Consider the following 20,714-nt stretch of genomic DNA (forward strand, 5'->3'; position numbering starts at 1 on the left):
GAGCTTGGTCGGCTGTGTGCCGACGTCCTGGGGAGGGCCTGTAGCGCATGAGTCGTCGCTCTGGTGGTTTTGTCGGTGCCTGGGCAGAAATGCAGCGTCAGCACCAGCGTCAAGTGGAAACCGAGACCCGACGGCGCCGGGAAGAGGGGCGACAGGCGCGGGCCTATCAACGACTTGCCACGCAGGAGTACCGGCAGTATCGACAGGCAGAGGCGAGGCGACGCACGGAGGAGCTGGACGCGCAGGTCGCAGCCTTGCAGGGGCTGTTGGCCGCAGGTTGCCAGGCGTCGGCCTTCAGGGCGTCGTCCCTGACGCGCGCGGAGGAAATGCCGCCGTTCGACCCTGGACAGCTCGCGTGGCCTGTGCGCATGCCGGATCCGAGCCAGTACCAGGCGCAAGGAGGGTGGACCGCGAACCGTCGTGCACAGGTTCAGGCCGAGGTACAGGCCCGTTTCGAACGGGACTGGCACGCCGCGCAAGCTGCCGAAGCGCAGCGACAGCAGCAGCTGGCGGCCCTCCAGCGGGACTACGAGCAGCGGACTGAGGCTCAGCGGGCGGAGGTCCGTCGGCACAACGCCGGTATCGGCGAGGTGACCGAGGGTGTCAGGCGGGGAGACCCTGACTCCGTGATCGAGTACTTCTCAGCGGCTCTCTACTCGTCGACTGCCTGGCCGGAAGGGTTTCCTCGGCAGGTTGCGGCAGCCTTCGACTCGGCGGCGCGGCAGCTTGTTCTGGACTGGGAGCTGCCCGGGTACGACGTCGTCCCCGAGGCGAAATCCGTGAGGTACGTGCCCGCCCAGGACGAGGACAAGGAAACCGCACGTCCTGCTGCCCAGCGCCGTGGGCTGTACCGAGAGGTGCTGGCGCAGAGCCTGCTGCTGGTCCTGCATCAGCTCTTCGCGGCGGACGAGTACGGCACCCTCGACTCGGTGGCCCTGAACGGCTTCGTGGACGCCCATGATCCGGCGACGGGTAGGCGAACGCACATCTTCCTTGCGACCGTCATGGCCCAGCGGGCGGCGTTCACCGGCCTACACCTGGAACAGGTGGACGCGGTCAGCTGTCTGACCGAGGCGTTGAGGGGCCAGCTCGCGTCCCGTCCTGATCAGCTCACATCCGTGCGCCTGGGACGGAAGCCTCAGGACGTCGGGAACCATGTCGTCACTCACGGCGGTGATGAGGAGCCGGATCTGTATGACATGGATCCGATCGAGTTCGAATCGCTCGTTGCCAGCCTGTTCCGTGCCATGGGTATGCAGGCTGTGACGACCCAGCGCTCGAATGACGGCGGCGTGGATGTGGACGCGCTGGACCCGACGCCCATCCGAGGCGGCAAGATCGTCGTACAGGTGAAGCGCTACCGCAGCACGGTGCCGCCCACCGCTGTGCGTGACCTGTACGGGACGGTCCAGGACGTGGGTGCCAACAAAGGAGTGCTGGTGACCACGGCGGGCTACGGCCCCGGCTCACATACATTCGCTCGGGGCAAGCCCTTGGAGCTCATCTCGGGCGGTGAACTGGTCGACCTACTGCACCGGCACGGGCTTCGTGGGCGCCTGGGGGAGGGTGGACGACCGACTCCAGTGCAGCCGTCCCCCTTCAGTCCTGCAACGGCGCCCGACGGCCACAACGTGTTGGGCATGACGTGGTCCGGCGGTGTCGCGCTGGATGTATGCGCTCTTGTCTGCCGTGGCAACCGAGTCCTGAGCGAAGACCACTTCGTCTTCTTCAACAACCGGCAGACTCCGGACGGTTCGGTACGAGCAGTGCCGGCTGCGGCGCCGGACAAGGCGGCGCTCCGTGTCTCCTTCGATGCGCTGCCGGAAGCGGCTGATCGGTTCGTGCTTGTGGCGGCCGTTGATCCGGAGGTGAACCCGGAAGCCGATCTGTCCGGATTCACCGATGCATGTATCCGGTTGCTGGACCCGGCAATGACCGAGCTCGGCCGGCTTGAGGTCTCCGATGGCCGCTCCGGCGAGACCGCGTTGGTGCTGGGCTCCTTCCGGCGCAGGTCCAATGGCGACTGGGACTTCGTGCTTGGAGGGAAGGGGTACACAGGGGGATTGGAGCAGCTCGTCCAGGAGTACGGCATCGAAGTCGAGTGACGACAGGGGGCTCTTGCACGGTGCTGGCCTTGCCCTCAGATGGACACCCAGATCCAGATCGGCCCGAATGGCAAGAAGTTTCTGCTCTGACGGTCAAGAACGCAGGTCAGGCGTCGGCTTCAAGTGGTCACTCGCACTGAGGTGAGCGAGGCACTTGATCGGGTGATGGAGGCCCTGGCGGGGTTGAACGAGGAGGAGGCCTCTGCGGCGCTGGCTCCGGCCGGCGCTTCGGTCCCTCGCCCGTCGGCGCCGTCGCCGTGCTCTCAGACACCGCTGCCGGGTCCTGGAAGTTCCGCGCACATCTTCTCCGGGGTGGAGTGGGTCTGAAGCCATTCCTGGCGTGTGCCACGTGTGACATGTCGAGCCCCGTCCCGGATTGGAGTGGGCTCGTCCCATCCCGCTTGACCCACTCCGCCAAGATCCGAAGCCGCCGAGGGGCCAAGCGCTGACCCGCGCTACGCATCGAGGTCCGGCTTGTGTTGACGCTGCTCGATCGGAAGAGGCTTCACGCCGGCCAGGGCTACGCGGGTGATGAGTGCCGCGTGCCAGGCTGCGGGCCTCGATGGCAGAGGCGCGGAGCTGATTAGGCTCGGAGAGAACGCGCTGTTCCGGCTAGCCTCGGTGTCGGTGATCGTTCGGGTGGCAAGGGGACGGCCGCTTTCCACAATGAGACGCCAGAATGGATGCCCCTGATACAGAGCGAAATCGTGATCGTCGACGACGATGGAACGGAAGAGCCGTTCGACCCGGCGTCGTGGTTCTCGTGACGCGGAGCCGCCCGCCCGCTTGTGTGGGGGCGGTTCCGCTCGTGTGTCCGCCAGATGGCGTCAGAATGCCTCGGCGAAGTCATCCTCTTTCATGATCAGCCGGTCTCGTACGTCTTTGGGGATCATGAGCTTCATGTGGATGTGAGGGGTGCGAACCCCCTTCACCTTGCTCCGCGTGATCACGCACTTGGCGCCGACCCTGAGCAGATCGGCGGCCATAGCCTCTATGCCGCCTTCTTCCCAGTGCTGCCGGAAGGTCTTGCCGTTGTGCACGGCTACCCATCGGTCCTTTGTGGACTCCGGATCGATGGCCTCCAACTGCTTGATGAGATCGTCCAGCGTCTTCTCGGCCGTCTCCTTGGTGAAGCGCGTCTTCGTGAATCGGCCTCCGGGCTCCAAGCCCGTCATGTAGTAGCTGATGGACTCTTCCAGCCGCTGTAGTTCCTTGCGGGCGTCGGCACCCTGGCGATACTCGCGTGTCATGACCGGCTCGTTACCCAGGACCCTCAAGACGTCGTCTACGAGCTTGCCGTAGATCTCATCGGGGTTAGGGGCGCCGTGACCGCCGGCCTTGCACTTACCGCACCGCAGGTACGAGTACGACCGTCCATTGACGCGGTTCTTCTGCACGGTCATGTTCGAGCGGCAGTCATGGCAGATCAGCACACCGAGGAACTTCGTCGCGCCGCCGGGGCATCGTGTGGGCTGGTTCTTCGCTCTGCGGTCCAGGGCCTTCTGCAGGCTGTCGAACTCTTCCTCGGTGAAGATCGGGTCGGCTACCCGTATGGGCTGAGCGTCGCTGCCGAGGACCATCTTCGAGCGGCGCACGCCTCCGTTCTTCTCCTCTTCAACGCGGTAGCCCATGAGGGCTGGGTTCCTGAGACGTCGGAGCATTGTCGCCGTGGTCAGCCCCGGTCCGCAGAGGCCGGCCCGTACTAGGACCTTGGCCATGCGCCGAGCGGAGGCGGGCTTCGGCCTCATGGCGGCATTGCGACACCAGTGCAGTGCTCGGTACGCATCCTGGTCGATGACGAGAACGACCCGTCCGTCCTCGTTCTCCGCCGTTTGGTAGCCGTACGCGGGCTTGCCCACCAGCCAGTCAGTCTGTGTCTTGACGTAGTTCCACAGGCTTGCGACGCGCGTGCTCGTGTTGGCCGCCTCGATCTCGGCGATACCGCCGATGATCGTGACCATGATCTTCCCTGCCGTGGTGGTCAGGTCGATCGAGTCGTTCTTGGAGACCAGATTCTTCCCGTACTTCAGGCACCAGTCGATCATGGTGCTGAGGTCACTGAGTCGCCGTACGAAACGGTCCAGCTTCCAGAAGAGGATCTCGTCGAACTCCGGCGCCCTGTTGTTCAGCCAGTCCCCGAGTTCCTTGCGCTGCCACGGTGGAACCTTCGTCGCCGACACGTTGAGATCGCTGGCCACGCCGACGACTCGGCAGCCACGGTCCAGTGCCAGCTTCCGAAGGTCGAGTTCTTGGCGGACCGGCGACGTCGTGTCGTCGGTGAGCACGGACAGCCGCACGGACAACAGGGCCCGTGGGGCGTCGTCGGGTAAGAGCGCTTGGGCCTTCTTCAGGTCCTCCAAGAGGGCTAAGTCCGACCCGGTCCACTCGGCCTCAACTGAATACTGCGCACGGTCAGTTGCTGTGCGCGTCCTCGTTCGCTTCGCCATGACCAGCACGGTAGCGGATATGGCCTCGTTGGAGTATGGCCTCAGATGGATACCCACATCCAGATCGCCGACCGGCAAGAAGCTGCTGCCTCTGACGGTCAAGAACGCAGGTCCGGCGCCCGCTTCGAGTGGTCACTCGCACTGATGTGAGCGGACCACCCGATCGGGTGGTCGAGGCGCTGGCGGGGGTCCGGTCCAGCTTGTGCGCCGCTGTGTGACCAGTGAGCCCTCTCTCCTGAGGGAGAGGGGGCTCACTGGTGTGCGGTGGCGTGGGAACCTGCGGGCTCGGCACTGCGGCTGGCTGCCACGACCCCGTACTCCTGGTGCGTTGCCCCGGCAGGATCTGCGCGAGGGGAGCTGTCGGGAATAGCCTGGGAAGGGCGACTTCGGGGTGGGACGGACCCGCCTGAGGTGTTCAGAACGCCGAGGGGGATGCGAAACAGGGAGGAAGAATGCCCTGGAATCTGAGAGGCACGTACCTGGAGAGCTGCAACTGTGATGTGGTGTGCCCCTGCACCACCTCGGGCCTCACCGCGCCGGCCGACCATGAGCGCTGCCAGGTGACCTTCGCGTTCCACGTGGACAGCGGGACCGTGGACGGCGTGGACGTCTCCGACCACAGCGTCGCCGTCTTCATCGACGCACCCCAGGTGATGGCCGAGGGCGGCTGGCAGGTCGCGCTCTACGTCGATGCCTCGGCCGACGAGAGTCAGGCGGAGGCACTGGGCAAGGTCTTCTCGGGCCAGGCTGGTGGGCCGATGGCGGCGCTCACGCCGCTCATCGGCGAGGTCCTCGGAGTGCAGCGCGTCCCCATCGACTACCGGGACGACGGTCGCCGCCATGCCGCGCGGGTGGATGACGCCATCGACATCGAGATCGAGGACCAGGTCGCCCCGCAGTTCGGCGAGGACGGTCCGGTGATGGGCCTGACCGGCATGTTCCATCCTGTGAACAGCACGCTGACGATCGCCCGCTCCACCCGCGCGACGGGCGACGGCGTGTACGGCCGGTCCTGGGACTTCACCGGCGGCAACGGACACTCGGCGCCCTTCACGTGGTCCGTATGACCGATGGGCCGGTCACCGGCCGCCGAAGGGCGCGCCCTGCCGGGCTTCTGCTGGTAGCCGCGGCCGTCGCCTGGAGCTGGGTGGTGACGCGCTGGGGAGGGATGCAGGCGACGACCGCCACCATGGGCCTGGGACTGCCCGCTTTCCTGGGCGTGTGGACGCTGATGATGGCCGCGATGATGCTGCCCTCCACGGCGCCCGTCGCCGCGCTGTACGCACGCACCATCACCGTGCACCGGTCGAGGCGCATGGTCGCCTTCACCGTCGCGTACCTGCTCGTCTGGGCCGTGGCCGGGCTGCCCGCGTATGCGCTGGCCATGGGCCTGGGTCGGGCGGCGACCGCGGCGGGGACCGCGGTGGCCGCGGCCGTGTTCGCGGTCTGTGGCGTCTACCAGTTCACGCCGCTCAAGGACCGTTGCCTGGCGAGGTGCCGCTCGCCGATCGGGCTGATGCTCCGCTACGCCTCGTACCAGGGACGCTCTCGCGATCTGCGTGCCGGAGCCCACCATGGCGCCTTCTGCCTGGGCTGCTGCTGGTCGCTCATGATGCTGTTGGCGGCGTTCGGTCTGATGAACCTGTGGGCCATGGTGGTACTGGCTGTCGTGATCACCGCTGAGAAGCTCGCTCCGGCCGGCCGCCTGGTGGCCCGTGCCGTGGGTACCGTCTCGTTCGCTCTGGCGGCAGCCGTCTTCTGGGTGCCGACGCTGGCTCCGGGTCTCACCGGTGGCGGTATGGCCGGTATGTGAGGGACGGTACCGATCTTCCGGGTGCGTAAGTCCGGCACATATGTCTTATATGAACGCGAAGGCAACGGATGGGAAGCCAGGCGCCCTGGCCCGTGAGAGCCGGGTGCGCGGGTGTCGGTCGGCCGGCTGGGCGTGACGGAAGAGGGTGCCGAAGTGGTGGAAGCGGCTACGCCGGGCTCCGAGGGCAAGGAGGACGCCGCTGCCCTCGGGGGTTATCAGCAGGAGCTGAAGCGGACGCTCGGCTCCTTCCAGGTGTTCGCGATCTCGTTCGCCTTCATCTCGGTGGCGGTCGGTATCTTCTCGACGTACGACGACGTGCTGCAGAACGCGGGGCCGGTGGGGATCTGGCTGTGGGGTGTCGCGACGGTGGGTCAGGTGCTGGTCGCCCTGGTCGTGGCGCAGCTTGCCGGGCGTATCCCGCTCAGCGGCTCGTCGTACCAGTGGGCCTCACGGCTGGCCAACCCGAAGGTCGGCTGGGGGTTCGGCTGGCTGAGCTTCTGCTACCTGGCCATCGCGGTGGTGGCGGTCGACAACGCGCTCGCGAGTCAGGCGTTCATGCCTCTCGCCGGTATGGGGCCGGACGAGGACACGGCGCGTGTGATCACGCTGGTGATTCTGCTGGTTCAGGCCGTGGTCGTGGTGGCTTCCACGCGCCTCGTCAGCCTGATCAACAGCGCCGCGGTGGGGCTGGAGCTGGCGTTGGTCGTGGTGGTGGCGCTCCTCCTTGCCATCGTGGTGGCGGTCACCGGCCGTGGCGCGGCCGGCAACTTGGTCTCGCGTGGCGTCACCGAGCATGCCCCGCACTACTTCGACGTCGGTGGCGGGTTGATGATCGCCATGATCATGGGGCTCGCCACGCTGGTCGGTTTCGATTCCGCGGCGAACCTGGCCGAGGAGGCCAAGGACCCCTTCCGCAGCGTCCCGCGCGCGATCGTGGGGTCCGTCCTGGCGGCCGGTGTGCTGGGCATCGTGTTCCTGATCTGCCTCACCGTGGCGATCGAGGACATCCCCCGGATCACCGCGAGCGAGTCGCCCGTTGCGGCGATCATGCGGGAGCGACTGGGGCCGCCGATGGAGAGAGTGCTCCTGGCGGCCGTTGCGATCGCGTTCTTCGGCGCCGGGACGGTGGTGATGACGGCGTGCTCACGGATGGTCTTCGCCATGTCGCGCGACGGGCGTTTCCCTGCCCACCGGCTCATGCGCCGGGTCAGCCCTCGCACGCAGACGCCGGTCCCCGCGACGGTGCTGATCCTCGTCGTGGGCCTCGTTCTGATGATCGCGCTGCCGGGCGCCGCGCTGCTGAAGCTGATCACGGCGTCCACGATCCTTCCGGCGATCATCTACGGTGCGACGATCGTGCTGTATCTGGCGGTGCGCCGCCGTCTGGACCGGAGGAAGGGCGCGTTCGACCTCGGGCGCTTCGAGATGCCGGTCGCGGTCTGCGCGCTGTTGTGGACGCTCGTGTCACTGTTCGTGCTGGTGTCGCCGGCTGAGGCGCTTGTTCCCGTGCTGATCGTGGTGGGCCTGCTCGTCGTGGGTGGGCTGTTCTTCGTCGGCCTGCTGCTGTTCGATCGCCCGGCGTTGGAGACCGAGCCGGGCGATGTCAGTGTCTTCGAGCACTGACATCACCCCGGTCGCCTGATGGTGGCCGGTCAGCAGAATGCGGGCGGGATGCTCTGTTCGTACTGAAACACGTTCCCGGGGTCGTACTTCGCCTTGATCTTGCGCAGCCGGTCGAAGTTGTCCCCCCAGTAGGCGGTCTCCCAGTTCTGCGTCCCGACGTTCGGGACGTTGGCGTAGGCACCGTTCACGTAGGGCCGCAGTGCCTGGCTGAACTCGGCGATCCAGGCCTGGGCCCGCGGAGTCAGTTCGTCGCCGCTGCCCGGTACTCCGCGTTTTCCCCAGCCGGCTCCGGGCTCGGAGTAGAAGAGCGCGTCACGGTGGGGGAACGACGTGCCACCGCGGGGGCTCTTCCTGACGGCCCCGCCGAAGGCCTGGGTGAAGAAGTTGCTGTCATCCGTAGGTGCGTCACGCATGAACGAGGCGATCACGCTGATCGCTGTCCTCGGGAACGGTGTGCTGGTGAACTGCGAGCAGAACTTCCAGTTCGCGGGCTCGTCCTCGGTCGGGATCTGGAACGCCGCGTACACGTCGCCCCAGTTGCCGACCCGCACCGTGATGGTGGGGTCACCGACCGACAGGACCGGAGCCAGCACCTTCTTCGTCTCCGCTGGTGTTCCATCCGCGAGGACGGCGAACATCAGGATCCGGTTCCTGCGGATTTCGAGCTGTGCGCCCAGGCGGTCGTCGGCGGCCGGCGCCGTGCGCTGCCACGCCTCGAAGACCTCTTGCAGGTCCCCGATGCCGTCCCACGCCGCTTGCAGGTAGGTGACGCTCGCCAGTGGAGTCAGCTGGTAGGTCAGGGACGTCACGATCCCGAAGTTGCCGTTGCCTGCCCCACGGAGGGCCCAGAGCAGGTCCGAGTGGTTCTCCAGGTCGGTGGTGATCACCTTGGCGCAGTCATCGCCTTCCGGGACGACGATCTCGGCGCCGACCAGGCTGTCACAGGCCATGCCGAGGTAGCGGGTGAGGAAGCCGAAACCGCCTCCGAGCGTCGCGCCGGACAGGCCGACGCTTCCCTCGGTTCCGGTCGTCACTGCGAGGTTCTTCTTCGCGAGGGCGGTCACCGCTTCCAGCTGGCTGAGCCCGGCGCCAACCGTCGCCGTGCGAGCGGTGGTGTCGATACGGACCGACTTCAGTTCGCTGACATCGATCACGATGCCGTTGTCCACGTTCGACCAGCCCTCAAGGCTGTGGCCGCCGCTCCGCACCCGCAGCGCCACGTCGTGCTGTCGTGCCCAGGTGAGGGCGTTGACCACGTCCTGAGCCTGCTGGGCGTAGACGATGACCAAGGGATGGTGGACGAACAACTCGTCCCAACCCCGGCTGGCCTCGGCGTAGTCGGGGTCGTCGGGACGAACGATGCGTCCGGTCAGCCTTGCTCGCGGGCACGTCATGCTCTCGGTTCCTTCGCTCACGGCACTGAGGCGGTCTGCGTCCTCTCTTCATGGATGATTTGCGCGAAGCGGACAGTAGCGAGGGTGAGCACGGCAGCCAGTGCCGACACGCTGGCCACCAGGGCCGAGAGCCGAGGCCGGCAGGACACGGCGAAGGGCCCACCGGATGATCCGGTGGGCCCTTCGTTGTGGCTGAGCCGGCGTCAGACCGCCGGGGCGTACTTCGGGTTGGGGCCGTACTCGTTGGCCTCCGGCTTGCCCTCCGAGGCGAGGAAGACGAGCAGGATGATGAATCCGACCAGCGGGATCAGCGAGATCAGGACCCACCAGCCGGAGCGGCCCGTGTCGTGCAGGCGGCGGACCGCGACGGCGAGGCCCGGGATCAGGACGGCGAGGCCGTAGACGAGCTGGAGGACCTGGGTGTCCAGGGCCGCGTCCACGATCGCCAGCACGATGGTGATGATCAGGTTGAACAGGAAGAACATCCAGTATTCCTGCCGCCGCGCGCGACCGCTGAACACCGCGTACTTCTTGAGCACGTCCACGTACCAGTGCATTTTCGTCCCCCCAGGGAAGTGCGTGATTGGTCTCCCATGGAAGCAGCAGCCCTGGCCGGAATCCATAACTTTGGCGTGATCAGATCAAGGCGTTACGTGCCCGCAGCCGTACGGTGATCAAACCCGCTCCTCACACCGTGCCGGCGGTCGCCAGCCGGGCGTCCAGCCAGTCGAAGACCCGCTCCTCGAACAGCGCCCGCCCCAGCGGCTCGCAGTGCAGGTGCGCTCCCTCCTCCTCGGTGAAGCGCACCAGTTCCTTGGGGCCGGGCAGCGCGTCGTACAACTGCTCCGACGCGCCGGGCCAGAAGCGCTCGCCCTCCGGGTCGGTGATCAGCAGCGGGGTGGTGATGTGGTCCACGACGCGGGTGAGGTCCTGCCGGGACACCTCGGTCAGCAGGTCGTACCGCGAGACCTCGCACAGCAGGTCGTAGGGCCTCTCCACCCCGTACGGCTTGGCCCGCCAGTGCCACGTCGCGGCCAGCGCCGGGTTCTGTTCCAGCGCCTCCCCGATGATCGCGTCGAAGGCGTCCCGGTCCCCGGACTCCCACAGCGCGCGCAGGTCCGGCCCGAGGTGCTGCCACCAGCTCTCCGCGACCCGCACCACCCCCGGATCGGCGACCGCCGCCGCGAGCCGGTGCTCGAAGGCCAGCGCGCGCGGCACCCAGTAGCCGGCCTGGCTGATCCCGGCCAGCGCGATACGCCGTGGGTCGACGTCGGGGCGGGCGAGGAGGAAGTCCACGACCGGGGTGATGACGTTCTCCCAGTCCGGCCGGAAGGTGACCCCCCGCTCGAAGAGCATCGACTGCTGGCCGGGCCCGTCGAAGAGCAGGACGCGGTACCCCCGCTCCACCGCCGGGGCGCCGAGCATCGTCCAGGTCGCGCTGAGCGGTCCGTCGCTGCCGTTGTTGGCGATCAGCGTCGGCAGCGGCTCGTCCGTGCCGGGCGGGCTGACCAGATAGCCGGGGAGCGTCGTGCCCTCGTACGGGATCGACACCGGCTCGGCGGGCGGGTCCAGGGCCAGCAGGAACCGGTCGAGGCAGGCCCGGTGCTCGGTGAACGCCTCCGCCGCCCGCTTCTCCGCGTCCGGTACCGCGTCCACGCCCACCATCGCGGTGCCCAGATAGCCGGCCGCGCGCAGCCACCCCTCGCGGGCGCTCACCGGGTGACCGGCCGCCGCGCACTCCTCCGCCTCCACCCGCACGCGGCGCCCCAGGTCCAGCCAGGCGTCGAACCACGCCTGCCCGTCGCCGCCCGCCACCGACGCGGCGGTGCTGAGCACTTCGCCCGCGTCGGCTCCCTGCCGCCACACCGACCCGAGGGCGAGCAGGATCTCGAAGTTGAACTGGTCGTTCTCGCTGAAGCGATACGTCATGACGGCTCCGGGACATACCGAGCGAACCCCTTGCTGGTCCGGACCGCACCTCCCACGGTAAGTGCCCGCCCGCCACCCCGCACCACGGGCGGGCGGCGTGCGGGCGGTGCGGCGCGGCGTGACGATGGGAGGGGGCGGCCCGCGGCTTCCCACGACGGCACACCATCAGGAGAGGACGTCCTCATGGTTGAGCAGGCGACCACGGAACAGACCACCCCCGACAAGAAGCCGCTCGGCACCGCGAGCGTGTTCCTCTCCTTCGTCCCCTGGATCATCTTCGGCGTGGTGGCCAGTCCCAGCACCTGGGAGTACGCGGCCCTCTTGCTGTCCGCCCAGGACCTGCTGCAGGGCAGGATCCGCATCCTGGACGCGGCCGGCATCGTGTTCTTCGCGGTCCTCTCCGTCCTCGCCCTCGCCCTGAACCGCGCGGACCTGCTCTGGCTGGAGACCTACGCCCAGGTCATCTCCAACGGCCTGGTCGCCGTCATCGCCTTCGCGTCGCTGCTCCACGACCCCTTCACCGCCCAGTACGCCCGCGAGTCGACCCCGCGCCAGTACTGGGACTCGCCCGTCTTCCGGCACATCAACCGGGTGCTCACCACGTACTGGGGCGTCACCTTCGCCGTCATGACGGCCTCCACCTGGCTGGCCATCCACTTCCCCGGCCAGGACGACTGGTTCAACTGGGTCATCCCCGTCGTCCTGCTGGTGATCGCGGTGAAGTTCACCCAGCGCTACCCGGAGACGTACAAGTCCCGCGCGGTTCCCGCGGGCTGAAAAGGCATCCAAAAGCGGGTCAGTGGCGTCCATGAGGGTATGGACCTCGACAAGCCGCCCGCGCCACAGCCCCCGGAGGGCTGCCTCGTCGTCGCCCTCCGGCTGCCCGTCCGGATCGTCGTGCTGGTGCTCGTGGTGCCGGTACGGCTCGCGTGGGACGCGCTGGTCGCGGCCCGAAGGTTCCTGCACGCCACCGTGCTGCGGCCCCTCGGCCGCGCGCTGCGCTGGGCCGGCCGGGCCCTGTTCGTCTGGCCCTTCGTGGCGCTGTGGCGCTGGGTGCTGGTCCCGGTCGGCACCGCACTGAGGTGGCTCGGCCACGTGCTGGTCGTCGCACCGCTGTGCCGGCTCCACGCCCATCTCCTGACCCCCCTGGGCCACGCACTGCGCTGGGCCGCGCGGGGTGTGGTCACCTGTCTCCTGGCACCGGTCGGCCGGGGCCTGGCCTGGCTCGCGCGGGGTGTGGTCACCCATCTCCTGGCACCGGTGGGCCGGGGCCTTGCCTGGCTCGCGCGGGGCGCCGGCGCGCTGCTGGCCGCCGTCGGGCTCGGGGTGTTCACCGGCGCCGCCTGGCTCGTCCGGTACCTGCTCGTCGTCCCCGCCCGGTGGCTGTACGTCCACGTACTTGGCCCGGTCGGGCGGGCGCTGCTGTGGGTGGCCGAGGCCCTGGTCACCGGGGCCGGGGCGGTCCTGTACTGGACGGCGCGCATCCTGTTCGTGCTGCCCGCCCTCGCGGTGTGGCGCTGGGTGCTGGCCCCCGTGGGCCGGGTGCTGGCCGTGGTCGCGCGGGAGGTCGTCGACGCGCTCGGGCACGCCTGGCGGGTCGCCGGGCACCTCTCCCGTGTCGTCGGCCGCGCCCTGGGGACCCTCTTCCGGTGGATCTTCGTGGAGCCCGCCCGCTGGGTGTACCGGACCGTCCTCACCCCGGTCGGACACGTCGTACGGGACGTGGTGCTGCGGCCCGCGGCACGGGCCGCGCGCGAGGTGGGACGGGTCACCCGGCTGACCCTCGCCGCCGCCCGCGAGACCCTGCGCGAGACCCGCCGGGACCTGCGCCGGGCCCTCTTCGGAGAGCCCCGGCAGCAGCCCGCGGTGGACCGGCGGGAACCTCCGGCGCGCGATCCACGTACTCTTGGTAGCAGTACGACCGTTCTCACGAAGGACTAGGACACTGGGCAAGCGACAGCCCGAAGGCCCGCCGCCCGCACCCGCGGTGCAGCGCATCAGACTGCGTTACACCAAGCGCGGCCGCCTCCGGTTCACCAGCCACCGTGACTTCCAGCGCGCCTTCGAGCGCGCGTTGCGCCGCGCCGAGGTACCCATGGCGTACTCGGCGGGGTTCACGCCGCACCCGAAGGTGTCGTACGCCAATGCCGCACCCACCGGCACGGGCAGTGAGGCGGAGTACCTGGAGATCGCGCTGACCGCACCGCGTGACCCGGGCACGCTGCGCGCCCTGCTCGACGAGTCGATGCCCGCCGGGCTCGACATCGTCGACGCTGTGGAGGGCCGCACCTCGGGGCTGGCCGACCGGCTCACCGCCTCCGTGTGGGAGCTGCGGCTGGACGGCGTGGCCCCCGGGGAGGCCCGGGCCGCCACCGAGGCGTTCATGGCGGCGGAGACGGTTCAGGTGCAGCGGATGGCCAAGAACGGCGTCCGTACGTTCGACGCCCGCGCCGCCGTCGTCACCCTGGAAACGCGGGACGAGTCGGCTGATAGGCCCAGCGACCGGCCCTGTGCGATACTGCGCCTGGTTGTTCGGCACGTGACGCCTGCCGTACGACCCGACGACGTCCTGTCCGGTCTTCGCGCCGTGGCCGACCTGGCGCCGCCGGTCCCCGCAGCGGTGACCAGGCTGGCGCAGGGGCTGTTCGATGAAGAGACCGGCACGGTGACCGACCCGCTCGCGCCCGACCGCGAGGCAGCCACGGCCCCGAAGGCCGAACCCGCTGCCGCCGCGACGGTGCTGGCGCCGGAAGGTCCCGCGTAGGGACGGACGCCGTAGCGCCGCCCTCTGATCCGGGTGCCACCTGGGTCGGGCAGCGCACCGACCAGAAGACTTTCGCCAGGCCGTACCGACAAGGCGTACGGAACCGGCGAGACAGGACACAGAGTGCTCCCGTGCGGCGCCCGCGCCCCGGACGGCGGCCACCGCGCATCGCGCGGGCCGCGGACGTCAGCGGTGGCCGGCTCTCTTCAGGAGACCGGCCCCGGACCAGGCGCGGCGACCCGGGAGCTCCGACGGGAGAAATGCCCGCATGCTCGAACCGACCGAGCCCAACGAGGGCTCCGAACTGAACACCCCGAGCGACACGCTGCCCCCGCGCAGGCGTCGCCGCGCCGCGTCCCGCCCGGCGGGTTCGCCCGCCGCCGCGGCCGGCACCGAGACCGGCGCGCAGCCCGAGGCCGCCGCGCCGGCACCCCAGGCCGAGGCCCCCGAGGCCCCCGCCGAGACGGCAGCGCGCCCGCGCCGCCGCACCACCCGCCGCGCCTCCGCGCCCGCCGGGACCCCGACCGCCGCCGAGGCCGCCACCGTCACCGAGCCGGCCGCACCGGCCGCGTCCGCCGACGAACAGGCCGACGCCGCCGACGCCGCTGCCGAGACCGCCGCGCCCGCGCCGCGCCGCACCCGCCGCCGGGCCTCCGCGCCCGCCGGGTCGCCCACGCAGGTCACCGCCGAGGACAACAAGGCCGAGGAGGCCGACGTGGCCCAGGACACCGAGGACAACAAGGCCGCCGAGCCGGCCGAGTCCGCCGCTGAGACCCCCGCTGCGCGTCCGCGCCGCCGCGCCACCCGGCGCGCCTCCGCCCCGGCCGGCGCGCCGAAGGCCGCCGAGGCGCCCGAGGCCGAGCAGCCGGCCGCCGAGCCGGTGCCGGCCGCCGAGACGGTGCCGGCCGCCGAGACGGAGACGGAGGCTCCGGCCGCGCGTCCGCGCCGTCGGGCCACCCGCCGCGCCTCCGCGCCCGCCGCCGAGGCCGCCGTCACCGAGACCCCCGCCGCCGAGGCCGAGCCCGCTCCGGCCGCCGAGCCCGAGCCCGAGGCCGAGGCCGCCCCGGCCGGCCGTACGCGCCGTCGCGCCACCCGCCGGGTCTCCGCCCCCGCCGAGACCCCGGCCGTCGAGGCCCCTGCCGCCGAGACCGAGGCCGAGCCGGTCGCCGAGGCCGAGCCGGTCGCGGAGGCCGCGCCCGAGAGCGAGACCGCCCCCGCCCGTGCCCGCCGTCGCGCCACCCGCCGGGCCTCCGCGCCCGCCGGTGCCCCGGCCGCCGCCGAGGAGAAGCCGGAGGAGAAGCCCCAGGCCGCCGAGCCCGAGCCGCGCCCCGCCCGCAAGGCGACGCAGTCCGAGCCGGCCGAGCCCGAGGGCGGCCGCCGCCGTCGCCGCGCCGCGCGCCAGGCCGCGGGCGGGTTCTCCGCGCCCGCCCCCGCCGAGGGCGACGCCCCGCGCCGTACCGCCCGCCCCGCCGTGGCCACCTTCCAGGCTCCGGTCTTCACCGAGCCGAGGTTCCAGACCCCGCAGCGCGCCGCTGCCGAGGCCGCGGCCCAGGCCGCCGGTGTCCGCGAGCCCGAGAAGGCGGAGGAGGCCGAGAAGCCCGAGGAGACCACTGCCGCTCCCGAGGCCGCCGCCTCCACCGACGAGCGCGAGAGCGGCCGCCGTCGCCGTCGCCGCCGTGGCGCTCCCGCCGAGGAGACCCGCGCCGTCGAGGAGAAGCCGGAGCCCGTCGAGGAGGCCGTCGAGGACGAGGCCGACGACTCCGACGACGCCGAGGGTTCGGACGACTCCGGTTCGCGCCGCCGTCGCCGCCGGGGTGGCCGTCGCCGCCGCCGTGGTGAGGCCTACGACGGTGACGACAACGGCGAGGGCACCGAGGACGGCGAGTCCGGCGAGCTGGCCGCCGAGCAGGCGGAGCAGGACGCCGAGGACACCGCCGAGCAGGAGGAGGAGGACGCCGAGGACGCCGAGGAGGCGCGCGGCGAGGAGTCCGGTGGCTCCAGCTCCAGCCGTCGCCGCCGTCGCCGTCGCCGTCGCGCCGGTGACTCCGGTGGCGAGGCCGAGCCGGCGTCCACCGACGACCCCGAGCGCACCGTCGTCAAGGTCCGCGAGCCCCGCAAGGCCGCCGAGCCGTCCGACGAGGTCCAGTCCATCAAGGGCTCGACCCGCCTGGAGGCCAAGAAGCAGCGTCGCCGCGAAGGCCGCGAGCAGGGCCGCCGCCGCGTGCCGATCATCACCGAGGCCGAGTTCCTGGCCCGCCGCGAGGCCGTCGAGCGCGTGATGGTCGTGCGCCAGCACGGAGAGCGCACCCAGATCGGCGTCCTGGAGGACGGCGTGCTCGTCGAGCACTACGTCAACAAGGAGCAGGCCACCTCGTACGTCGGCAACGTCTATCTGGGCAAGGTCCAGAACGTGCTGCCGTCCATGGAGGCCGCCTTCATCGACATCGGCAAGGGCCGCAACGCCGTCCTGTACGCGGGTGAGGTCAACTTCGAGGCGCTCGGCATGGCCAACGGGCCGCGCCGCATCGAGTCCGCCCTCAAGTCCGGCCAGCCGGTCCTGGTCCAGGTGACCAAGGACCCGATCGGCCACAAGGGCGCCCGCCTCACCAGCCAGGTCTCCCTGCCGGGCCGCTACCTCGTGTACGTCCCCGAGGGCTCGATGACCGGCATCAGCCGCAAGCTGCCCGACACCGAGCGGGCCCGGCTGAAGACCATCCTCAAGAAGATCGTCCCCGAGGACGCGGGCGTCATCGTGCGCACCGCCGCCGAGGGCGCGAGCGAGGACGAGCTGCGCCGTGACGTCGAGCGGCTCCAGGCGCAGTGGGAGGAGATCAAGAAGAAGGCGAAGACGGGCAATGCCCCGGCACTGCTGTACGGCGAGCCGGACATGACCGTCCGCGTCGTCCGCGACATCTTCAACGAGGACTTCTCCAAGGTCATCGTCAGCGGTGACGAGGCGTGGTCGACCATCCACGGCTACGTCTCCCACGTCGCCCCCGACCTCACCGACCGGCTCCAGAAGTGGACCGGCGAGGTCGACGTCTTCGCCACCTACCGGATCGACGAGCAGCTCGCCAAGGCGCTGGACCGCAAGGTCTGGCTGCCCAGCGGCGGTTCGCTGGTGATCGACCGGACCGAGGCGATGGTCGTGGTCGACGTCAACACCGGCAAGTTCACCGGCCAGGGCGGCAACCTGGAGGAGACGGTCACCAGGAACAACCTGGAGGCGGCCGAGGAGATCGTGCGCCAGCTCCGGCTGCGCGACCTCGGCGGCATCATCGTGATCGACTTCATCGACATGGTGCTGGAGTCCAACCGGGACCTGGTGCTGCGCCGCCTGCTGGAGTGCCTGGGCCGGGACCGGACCAAGCACCAGGTGGCCGAGGTGACCTCGCTGGGCCTGGTGCAGATGACCCGCAAGCGGGTCGGCCAGGGCCTGCTGGAGTCCTTCTCCGAGACCTGCGTCCACTGCAACGGCCGCGGTGTCATCGTGCACATGGAGCAGCCCACCTCCGTCGGTGGCGGTGGTGGCGGCAAGCGCAAGAAGCGCGGCCGCGGCGACGGCCAGGTGCACGAGCACGAGCACGAGACCGCCGCGCCGGTGGAGACCGAGACGGTCGCCGAGGTGGCCGCCGAGGCCGCCGAGCCGCTCGCGCTGCCCGCGCCGGACTTCACCCCGGACGAGGAGCTGTACAGCTCCGTCGCCGAGGCGGAGGCCGCCGCCGGACGGGGCCGTTCGCGCCGCAAGGCCGGCCGCAGGGCCTCGGCCCCGGCCGGTGCGCCGAAGGAGGGCAGCCGCCGCTCCGCCGAGCGGGCCGAGCGGTTCGAGCGGGCCGCCGAGGAGGCGCCGACCGCCGCGTCGGTCACCGCCGAGGAGGCCGCCGCCACCTCCGTGCTGCCGGAGCCGGCCGCCGAGGCGCATGCCGAGCCGATGGCCGCCGAGGACCCGGTGGTCGCGCCGGAGCCCGCCGCCGAGGAGGCCGCGCCCAAGGGCCGCGCCCGTCGCCGGGTCACCCGCAAGGTGTCCGCGCCCGCCGGTTCGCCGGCCGGGGCCGAGGCCGCCGTGGTGACCGTCGCCGAGCCCGCACCGGTGGCCGAGCCGGAGCCGGAGCCGCAGCCGGAGGCCGCCCCGGCGGCCGAGGAGAGCGCCGCCCCGGCCCGTCCGCGCCGCCGCGCGGTGCGCAAGGCCACCGCGCCGACCGCGTCGGAGGAGACGGCCGTCGTGGTCGTCCCGTCGGCCGCGCCGGAGCCGGCCGCCGAGGAACCGGCCGCCGAGGAACCGGCCGCTGAGGAGCCCGCCGCCGAGGCGGAGCCCGAGGAGGCCGCGCCCGCCAAGAAGACCGCCCGCAAGGCGGCCAAGAAGGCCCCGGCGAAGAAGACGGCAGCGAAGAAGACGGCCGCGAAGAAGACCACGGCCGCCAAGAAGACGACGGCCGCGAAGAAGACCGCCGCCAAGACGACGACGGCGAAGAAGACGACGGCCAAGAAGGCGGCCAAGACCGCCAAGACGGCCGCCAAGTCGACGGCGAAGAAGACCGCCACGGTCCCCGCGCCGGACGACGAGAGCTGAACCTGACACCCCTCGTGTGGTCCTGTCGTTCGCGACAGGGCCACACGGCTTTGCCCCCCACCCCGCGAACCGGGGAAATCACCCCGTGCACGGGGAAGTTAAGGAGAACCCGCGATGATAGGTCTTGTGCTGGCGGCCGGCGCCGGACGGCGTCTGCGCCCCTACACCGACACCCTGCCCAAGGCCCTGGTGCCGGTGGGCCCGGAGGGCGACGAGGAGTCGCTGACGGTGCTGGACCTGACGCTGGGGAACTTCGCGGAGGTCGGCCTGACCGAGGTCGGTGTCATCGTCGGCTACCGCAAGGAGGCCGTCTACGACCGCAAGGCCGCGCTGGAGGCCAAGTACGGCCTGAAGATCACGCTGATCGACAACGACAAGGCCGAGGAGTGGAACAACGCCTACTCCCTGTGGTGCGGCCGGGACGCGCTGAAGGACGGCGTGATCCTCGCCAACGGCGACACCGTGCACCCGGTCTCGGTCGAGAAGACGCTGCTCGCGGCCCGTGGTGACGGCAAGAAGATCATCCTCGCGCTGGACACGGTGAAGTCCCTGGCGGACGAGGAGATGAAGGTCGTCGTGGACCCCGCCAAGGGCGTCCGGAGGATCACCAAGCTGATGGACCCCGCCGAGGCCACGGGCGAGTACATCGGTGTGACCCTCATCGAGGGCGACGCGGCCGAGGAGCTGGCCGACGCGCTGCGGGCCACCTTCGAGCGCGACCCGCAGCTCTACTACGAGGACGGTTACCAGGAGCTGGTCGACCGCGGCTTCCGGATCGACGTCCAGCCCATCGGTGACGTCTCCTGGGTCGAGATCGACAACCACGACGACCTCGCCAAGGGACGGAAGATCGCGTGCCGATACTGACGAGGCTCATCCCCTCGCCGGTCGTCGTCGACATCCGCCCAGGTGCCCTCGCCGACCTGGCGAGCATCCTCGCCGACCAGCGCATCTCGCACTCCGGCCGCCTGGCCGTCGCCGTCAGCGGCGGCTCCGGCGCCCGGCTGCGCGAGCGGGTCGCGCCCCAACTGCCGGGCGCGACCTGGTACGAGGTCGGCGGCGGCACGCTGGACGACGCCGTACGGCTGGCCGACGAGATGAAGTCCGGCCGCTACGACGCCGTGGTCGGGCTCGGCGGCGGGAAGGTCATCGACTGCGCCAAGTACGCGGCGGCCCGCATCGGCCTGCCGCTGGTCGCGGTCGCCACCAACCTGTCCCACGACGGCATCTGCTCGCCGGTGTCCATCCTGGACAACGACGCGGGCCGCGGCTCGTACGGTGTGCCCACGCCCATCGCGCTGCTGATCGACACCGACATCATCCGCGAGACCCCGGTGCGCTTCGTGCGCTCGGGCATCGGGGACGCGGTGTCGAACATCTCGGCCGTCGCGGACTGGGAGCTGGCCAACCGGGTCAACGGCGAGAAGATCGACGGTCTCGCCGCGGCCATGGCCCGCCAGGCCGGCGAGGCGGTGCTCCGGCACCCCGGCGGCTGCGGCGACGACGCGTTCCTCGCGGTGCTCGCCGAGGGTCTCGTGCTGTCCGGCATCGCCATGTCGATCGCCGGCCACACCCGGCCGTCCTCCGGTGCCTGCCACGAGATCAGCCACGCGCTCGACCTGCTCTTCCCCAAGCGGGCCGCCAGCCACGGCGAGCAGGTCGGCCTCGGCGCCGCCTTCGCCATGCATCTGCGCGGCGACCACGAGGGCTCGTTCCTCATGGCCGCCTCGCTGCGCAGGCACGGGCTGCCGGTGCTGGCCGAGGAGATCGGGTTCACCGTGGACGAGTTCGTCCGGGCCGTGGAGTTCGCGCCGGAGACCCGGCCCGGCCGGTACACGATCCTGGAGCACCTGGACCTGTCCCCGGACCGGATCAGGCAGGCGTACGCCGACTACACGGCCTCGCTGGAGCGCTGATCAGAGCCCGGTTTGACCCGTGTGGGACGCCCCCCGTACTCTTGACCGTCGGCGTGTCATTTGAACACGCCACATCCCCGTAAACCTTCTCCTCCCGGTCGCCTGGGTGCGGTCGGGAGAGGTCGTTCATGGTGTTCTGCCGGTCCGGCTGGC

The 20,714-nt window shown here is 70.5% G+C and carries 14 protein-coding genes; 10 read left to right on the top strand and 4 right to left on the bottom strand.

The annotated features are described in order from the left end of the window. Positions 1–47: 47 nt before the first annotated feature. A complete protein-coding gene (locus tag E5082_RS28390; protein ID WP_190045193.1) occupies positions 48–2,105 on the top strand; it encodes a restriction endonuclease in 2,058 nt (685 codons plus the stop codon). A gap of 827 nt (positions 2,106–2,932) precedes the next feature. On the opposite strand, the gene E5082_RS28400 is transcribed toward E5082_RS28390, so the two are convergent. Further along, a complete protein-coding gene (locus E5082_RS28400; protein ID WP_135794108.1) occupies positions 2,933–4,552 on the bottom strand; it encodes a recombinase family protein in 1,620 nt (539 codons plus the stop codon). A gap of 452 nt (positions 4,553–5,004) precedes the next feature. Here E5082_RS28400 and E5082_RS28405 point away from each other — a divergent pair, with 452 nt between their 5' ends. The 3 genes from E5082_RS28405 to E5082_RS28415 all read left to right on the top strand — a co-directional run bounded on the left by E5082_RS28405 (position 5,005) and on the right by E5082_RS28415 (position 7,988). Further along, the gene (locus E5082_RS28405) at positions 5,005–5,619 is read left to right on the top strand and encodes a DUF1326 domain-containing protein (protein WP_135794109.1); all 615 of its coding nucleotides are present in this window, start codon (positions 5,005–5,007) and stop codon (positions 5,617–5,619) included. After that, positions 5,616–6,365: a DUF2182 domain-containing protein gene (locus E5082_RS28410; RefSeq protein WP_135794110.1), complete on the top strand. Its 750-nt coding sequence runs from the start codon at positions 5,616–5,618 to the stop codon at positions 6,363–6,365. Before E5082_RS28405 ends, E5082_RS28410 begins: the two co-directional genes overlap by 4 nt. A gap of 111 nt (positions 6,366–6,476) precedes the next feature. Next, positions 6,477–7,988, top strand: coding sequence for an APC family permease (locus E5082_RS28415; RefSeq protein WP_229918689.1), 1,512 nt, complete (start codon positions 6,477–6,479; stop codon positions 7,986–7,988). A gap of 29 nt (positions 7,989–8,017) precedes the next feature. Here E5082_RS28415 and E5082_RS28420 read toward each other — a convergent pair whose 3' ends face one another. From E5082_RS28420 to E5082_RS28430, 3 genes are all read right to left on the bottom strand, one after another. Continuing rightward, positions 8,018–9,382: an FAD-binding oxidoreductase gene (locus E5082_RS28420; RefSeq protein ID WP_135794111.1), complete on the bottom strand. Its 1,365-nt coding sequence runs from the start codon at positions 9,380–9,382 to the stop codon at positions 8,018–8,020. 203 nt (positions 9,383–9,585) lie between these two features. Then, positions 9,586–9,939, bottom strand: a complete 354-nt coding sequence (locus E5082_RS28425) for a DUF805 domain-containing protein (protein ID WP_086693288.1) — start codon at positions 9,937–9,939, stop codon at positions 9,586–9,588. Between the two features lie 130 nt (positions 9,940–10,069). Next, on the bottom strand, positions 10,070–11,311 hold the full coding sequence (locus E5082_RS28430; protein ID WP_135794112.1) for an alpha/beta hydrolase family protein: 1,242 nt from the start codon (positions 11,309–11,311) through the stop codon (positions 10,070–10,072). Positions 11,312–11,494: 183 nt separating this feature from the next. On the opposite strand from E5082_RS28430, the gene E5082_RS28435 reads away from it, so the two are divergent. The 6 genes from E5082_RS28435 (at position 11,495) to E5082_RS28460 (ending at position 20,561) form a co-directional block, all read left to right on the top strand. After that, positions 11,495–12,088 carry a DUF3159 domain-containing protein gene (locus E5082_RS28435; RefSeq protein WP_135794113.1) on the top strand — a complete coding sequence of 198 codons (594 nt, stop codon included), beginning with the start codon at positions 11,495–11,497 and terminating at the stop codon, positions 12,086–12,088. 39 nt (positions 12,089–12,127) lie between these two features. After that, entirely contained in the window at positions 12,128–13,252 is a 1,125-nt protein-coding gene (locus tag E5082_RS28440) for a hypothetical protein (protein ID WP_135794114.1), read from the top strand. Between the two features lie 46 nt (positions 13,253–13,298). After that, positions 13,299–14,075: a TIGR03936 family radical SAM-associated protein gene (locus E5082_RS28445; RefSeq protein ID WP_135794115.1), complete on the top strand. Its 777-nt coding sequence runs from the start codon at positions 13,299–13,301 to the stop codon at positions 14,073–14,075. Between the two features lie 268 nt (positions 14,076–14,343). Continuing rightward, complete coding sequence (locus tag E5082_RS28450) at positions 14,344–18,645, top strand: Rne/Rng family ribonuclease (RefSeq protein WP_190045192.1); 4,302 nt, start codon at positions 14,344–14,346, stop codon at positions 18,643–18,645. Between the two features lie 114 nt (positions 18,646–18,759). Next, entirely contained in the window at positions 18,760–19,512 is a 753-nt protein-coding gene (locus E5082_RS28455; RefSeq protein ID WP_135794116.1) for a phosphocholine cytidylyltransferase family protein, read from the top strand. Continuing rightward, a complete protein-coding gene (locus E5082_RS28460; protein WP_086692317.1) occupies positions 19,500–20,561 on the top strand; it encodes an iron-containing alcohol dehydrogenase family protein in 1,062 nt (353 codons plus the stop codon). The genes E5082_RS28455 and E5082_RS28460 overlap by 13 nt, the downstream gene beginning before the upstream one ends. Positions 20,562–20,714: the final 153 nt, after the last annotated feature.

This window comes from Streptomyces griseoluteus, assembly GCF_004784465.1.
Classification (GTDB): domain Bacteria; phylum Actinomycetota; class Actinomycetes; order Streptomycetales; family Streptomycetaceae; genus Streptomyces; species Streptomyces griseoluteus.

Bases quoted from the DNA above. Each gene is read 5' to 3' on its own strand.
- E5082_RS28435 (WP_135794113.1), top strand. From the start codon at position 11,495: ATGGTTGAGCAGGCGACCACGGAACAGACCACCCCCGACAAGAAGCCG.
- E5082_RS28430 (WP_135794112.1), bottom strand. From the start codon at position 11,311: ATGACGTATCGCTTCAGCGAGAACGACCAGTTCAACTTCGAGATCCTG.
- E5082_RS28450 (WP_190045192.1), top strand. From the start codon at position 14,344: ATGCTCGAACCGACCGAGCCCAACGAGGGCTCCGAACTGAACACCCCG.
- E5082_RS28405 (WP_135794109.1), top strand. From the start codon at position 5,005: ATGCCCTGGAATCTGAGAGGCACGTACCTGGAGAGCTGCAACTGTGAT.
- E5082_RS28420 (WP_135794111.1), bottom strand. From the start codon at position 9,382: ATGACGTGCCCGCGAGCAAGGCTGACCGGACGCATCGTTCGTCCCGAC.
- E5082_RS28425 (WP_086693288.1), bottom strand. From the start codon at position 9,939: ATGCACTGGTACGTGGACGTGCTCAAGAAGTACGCGGTGTTCAGCGGT.
- E5082_RS28455 (WP_135794116.1), top strand. From the start codon at position 18,760: ATGATAGGTCTTGTGCTGGCGGCCGGCGCCGGACGGCGTCTGCGCCCC.
- E5082_RS28440 (WP_135794114.1), top strand. From the start codon at position 12,128: ATGGACCTCGACAAGCCGCCCGCGCCACAGCCCCCGGAGGGCTGCCTC.
- E5082_RS28390 (WP_190045193.1), top strand. From the start codon at position 48: ATGAGTCGTCGCTCTGGTGGTTTTGTCGGTGCCTGGGCAGAAATGCAG.
- E5082_RS28400 (WP_135794108.1), bottom strand. From the start codon at position 4,552: ATGGCGAAGCGAACGAGGACGCGCACAGCAACTGACCGTGCGCAGTAT.
- E5082_RS28410 (WP_135794110.1), top strand. From the start codon at position 5,616: ATGACCGATGGGCCGGTCACCGGCCGCCGAAGGGCGCGCCCTGCCGGG.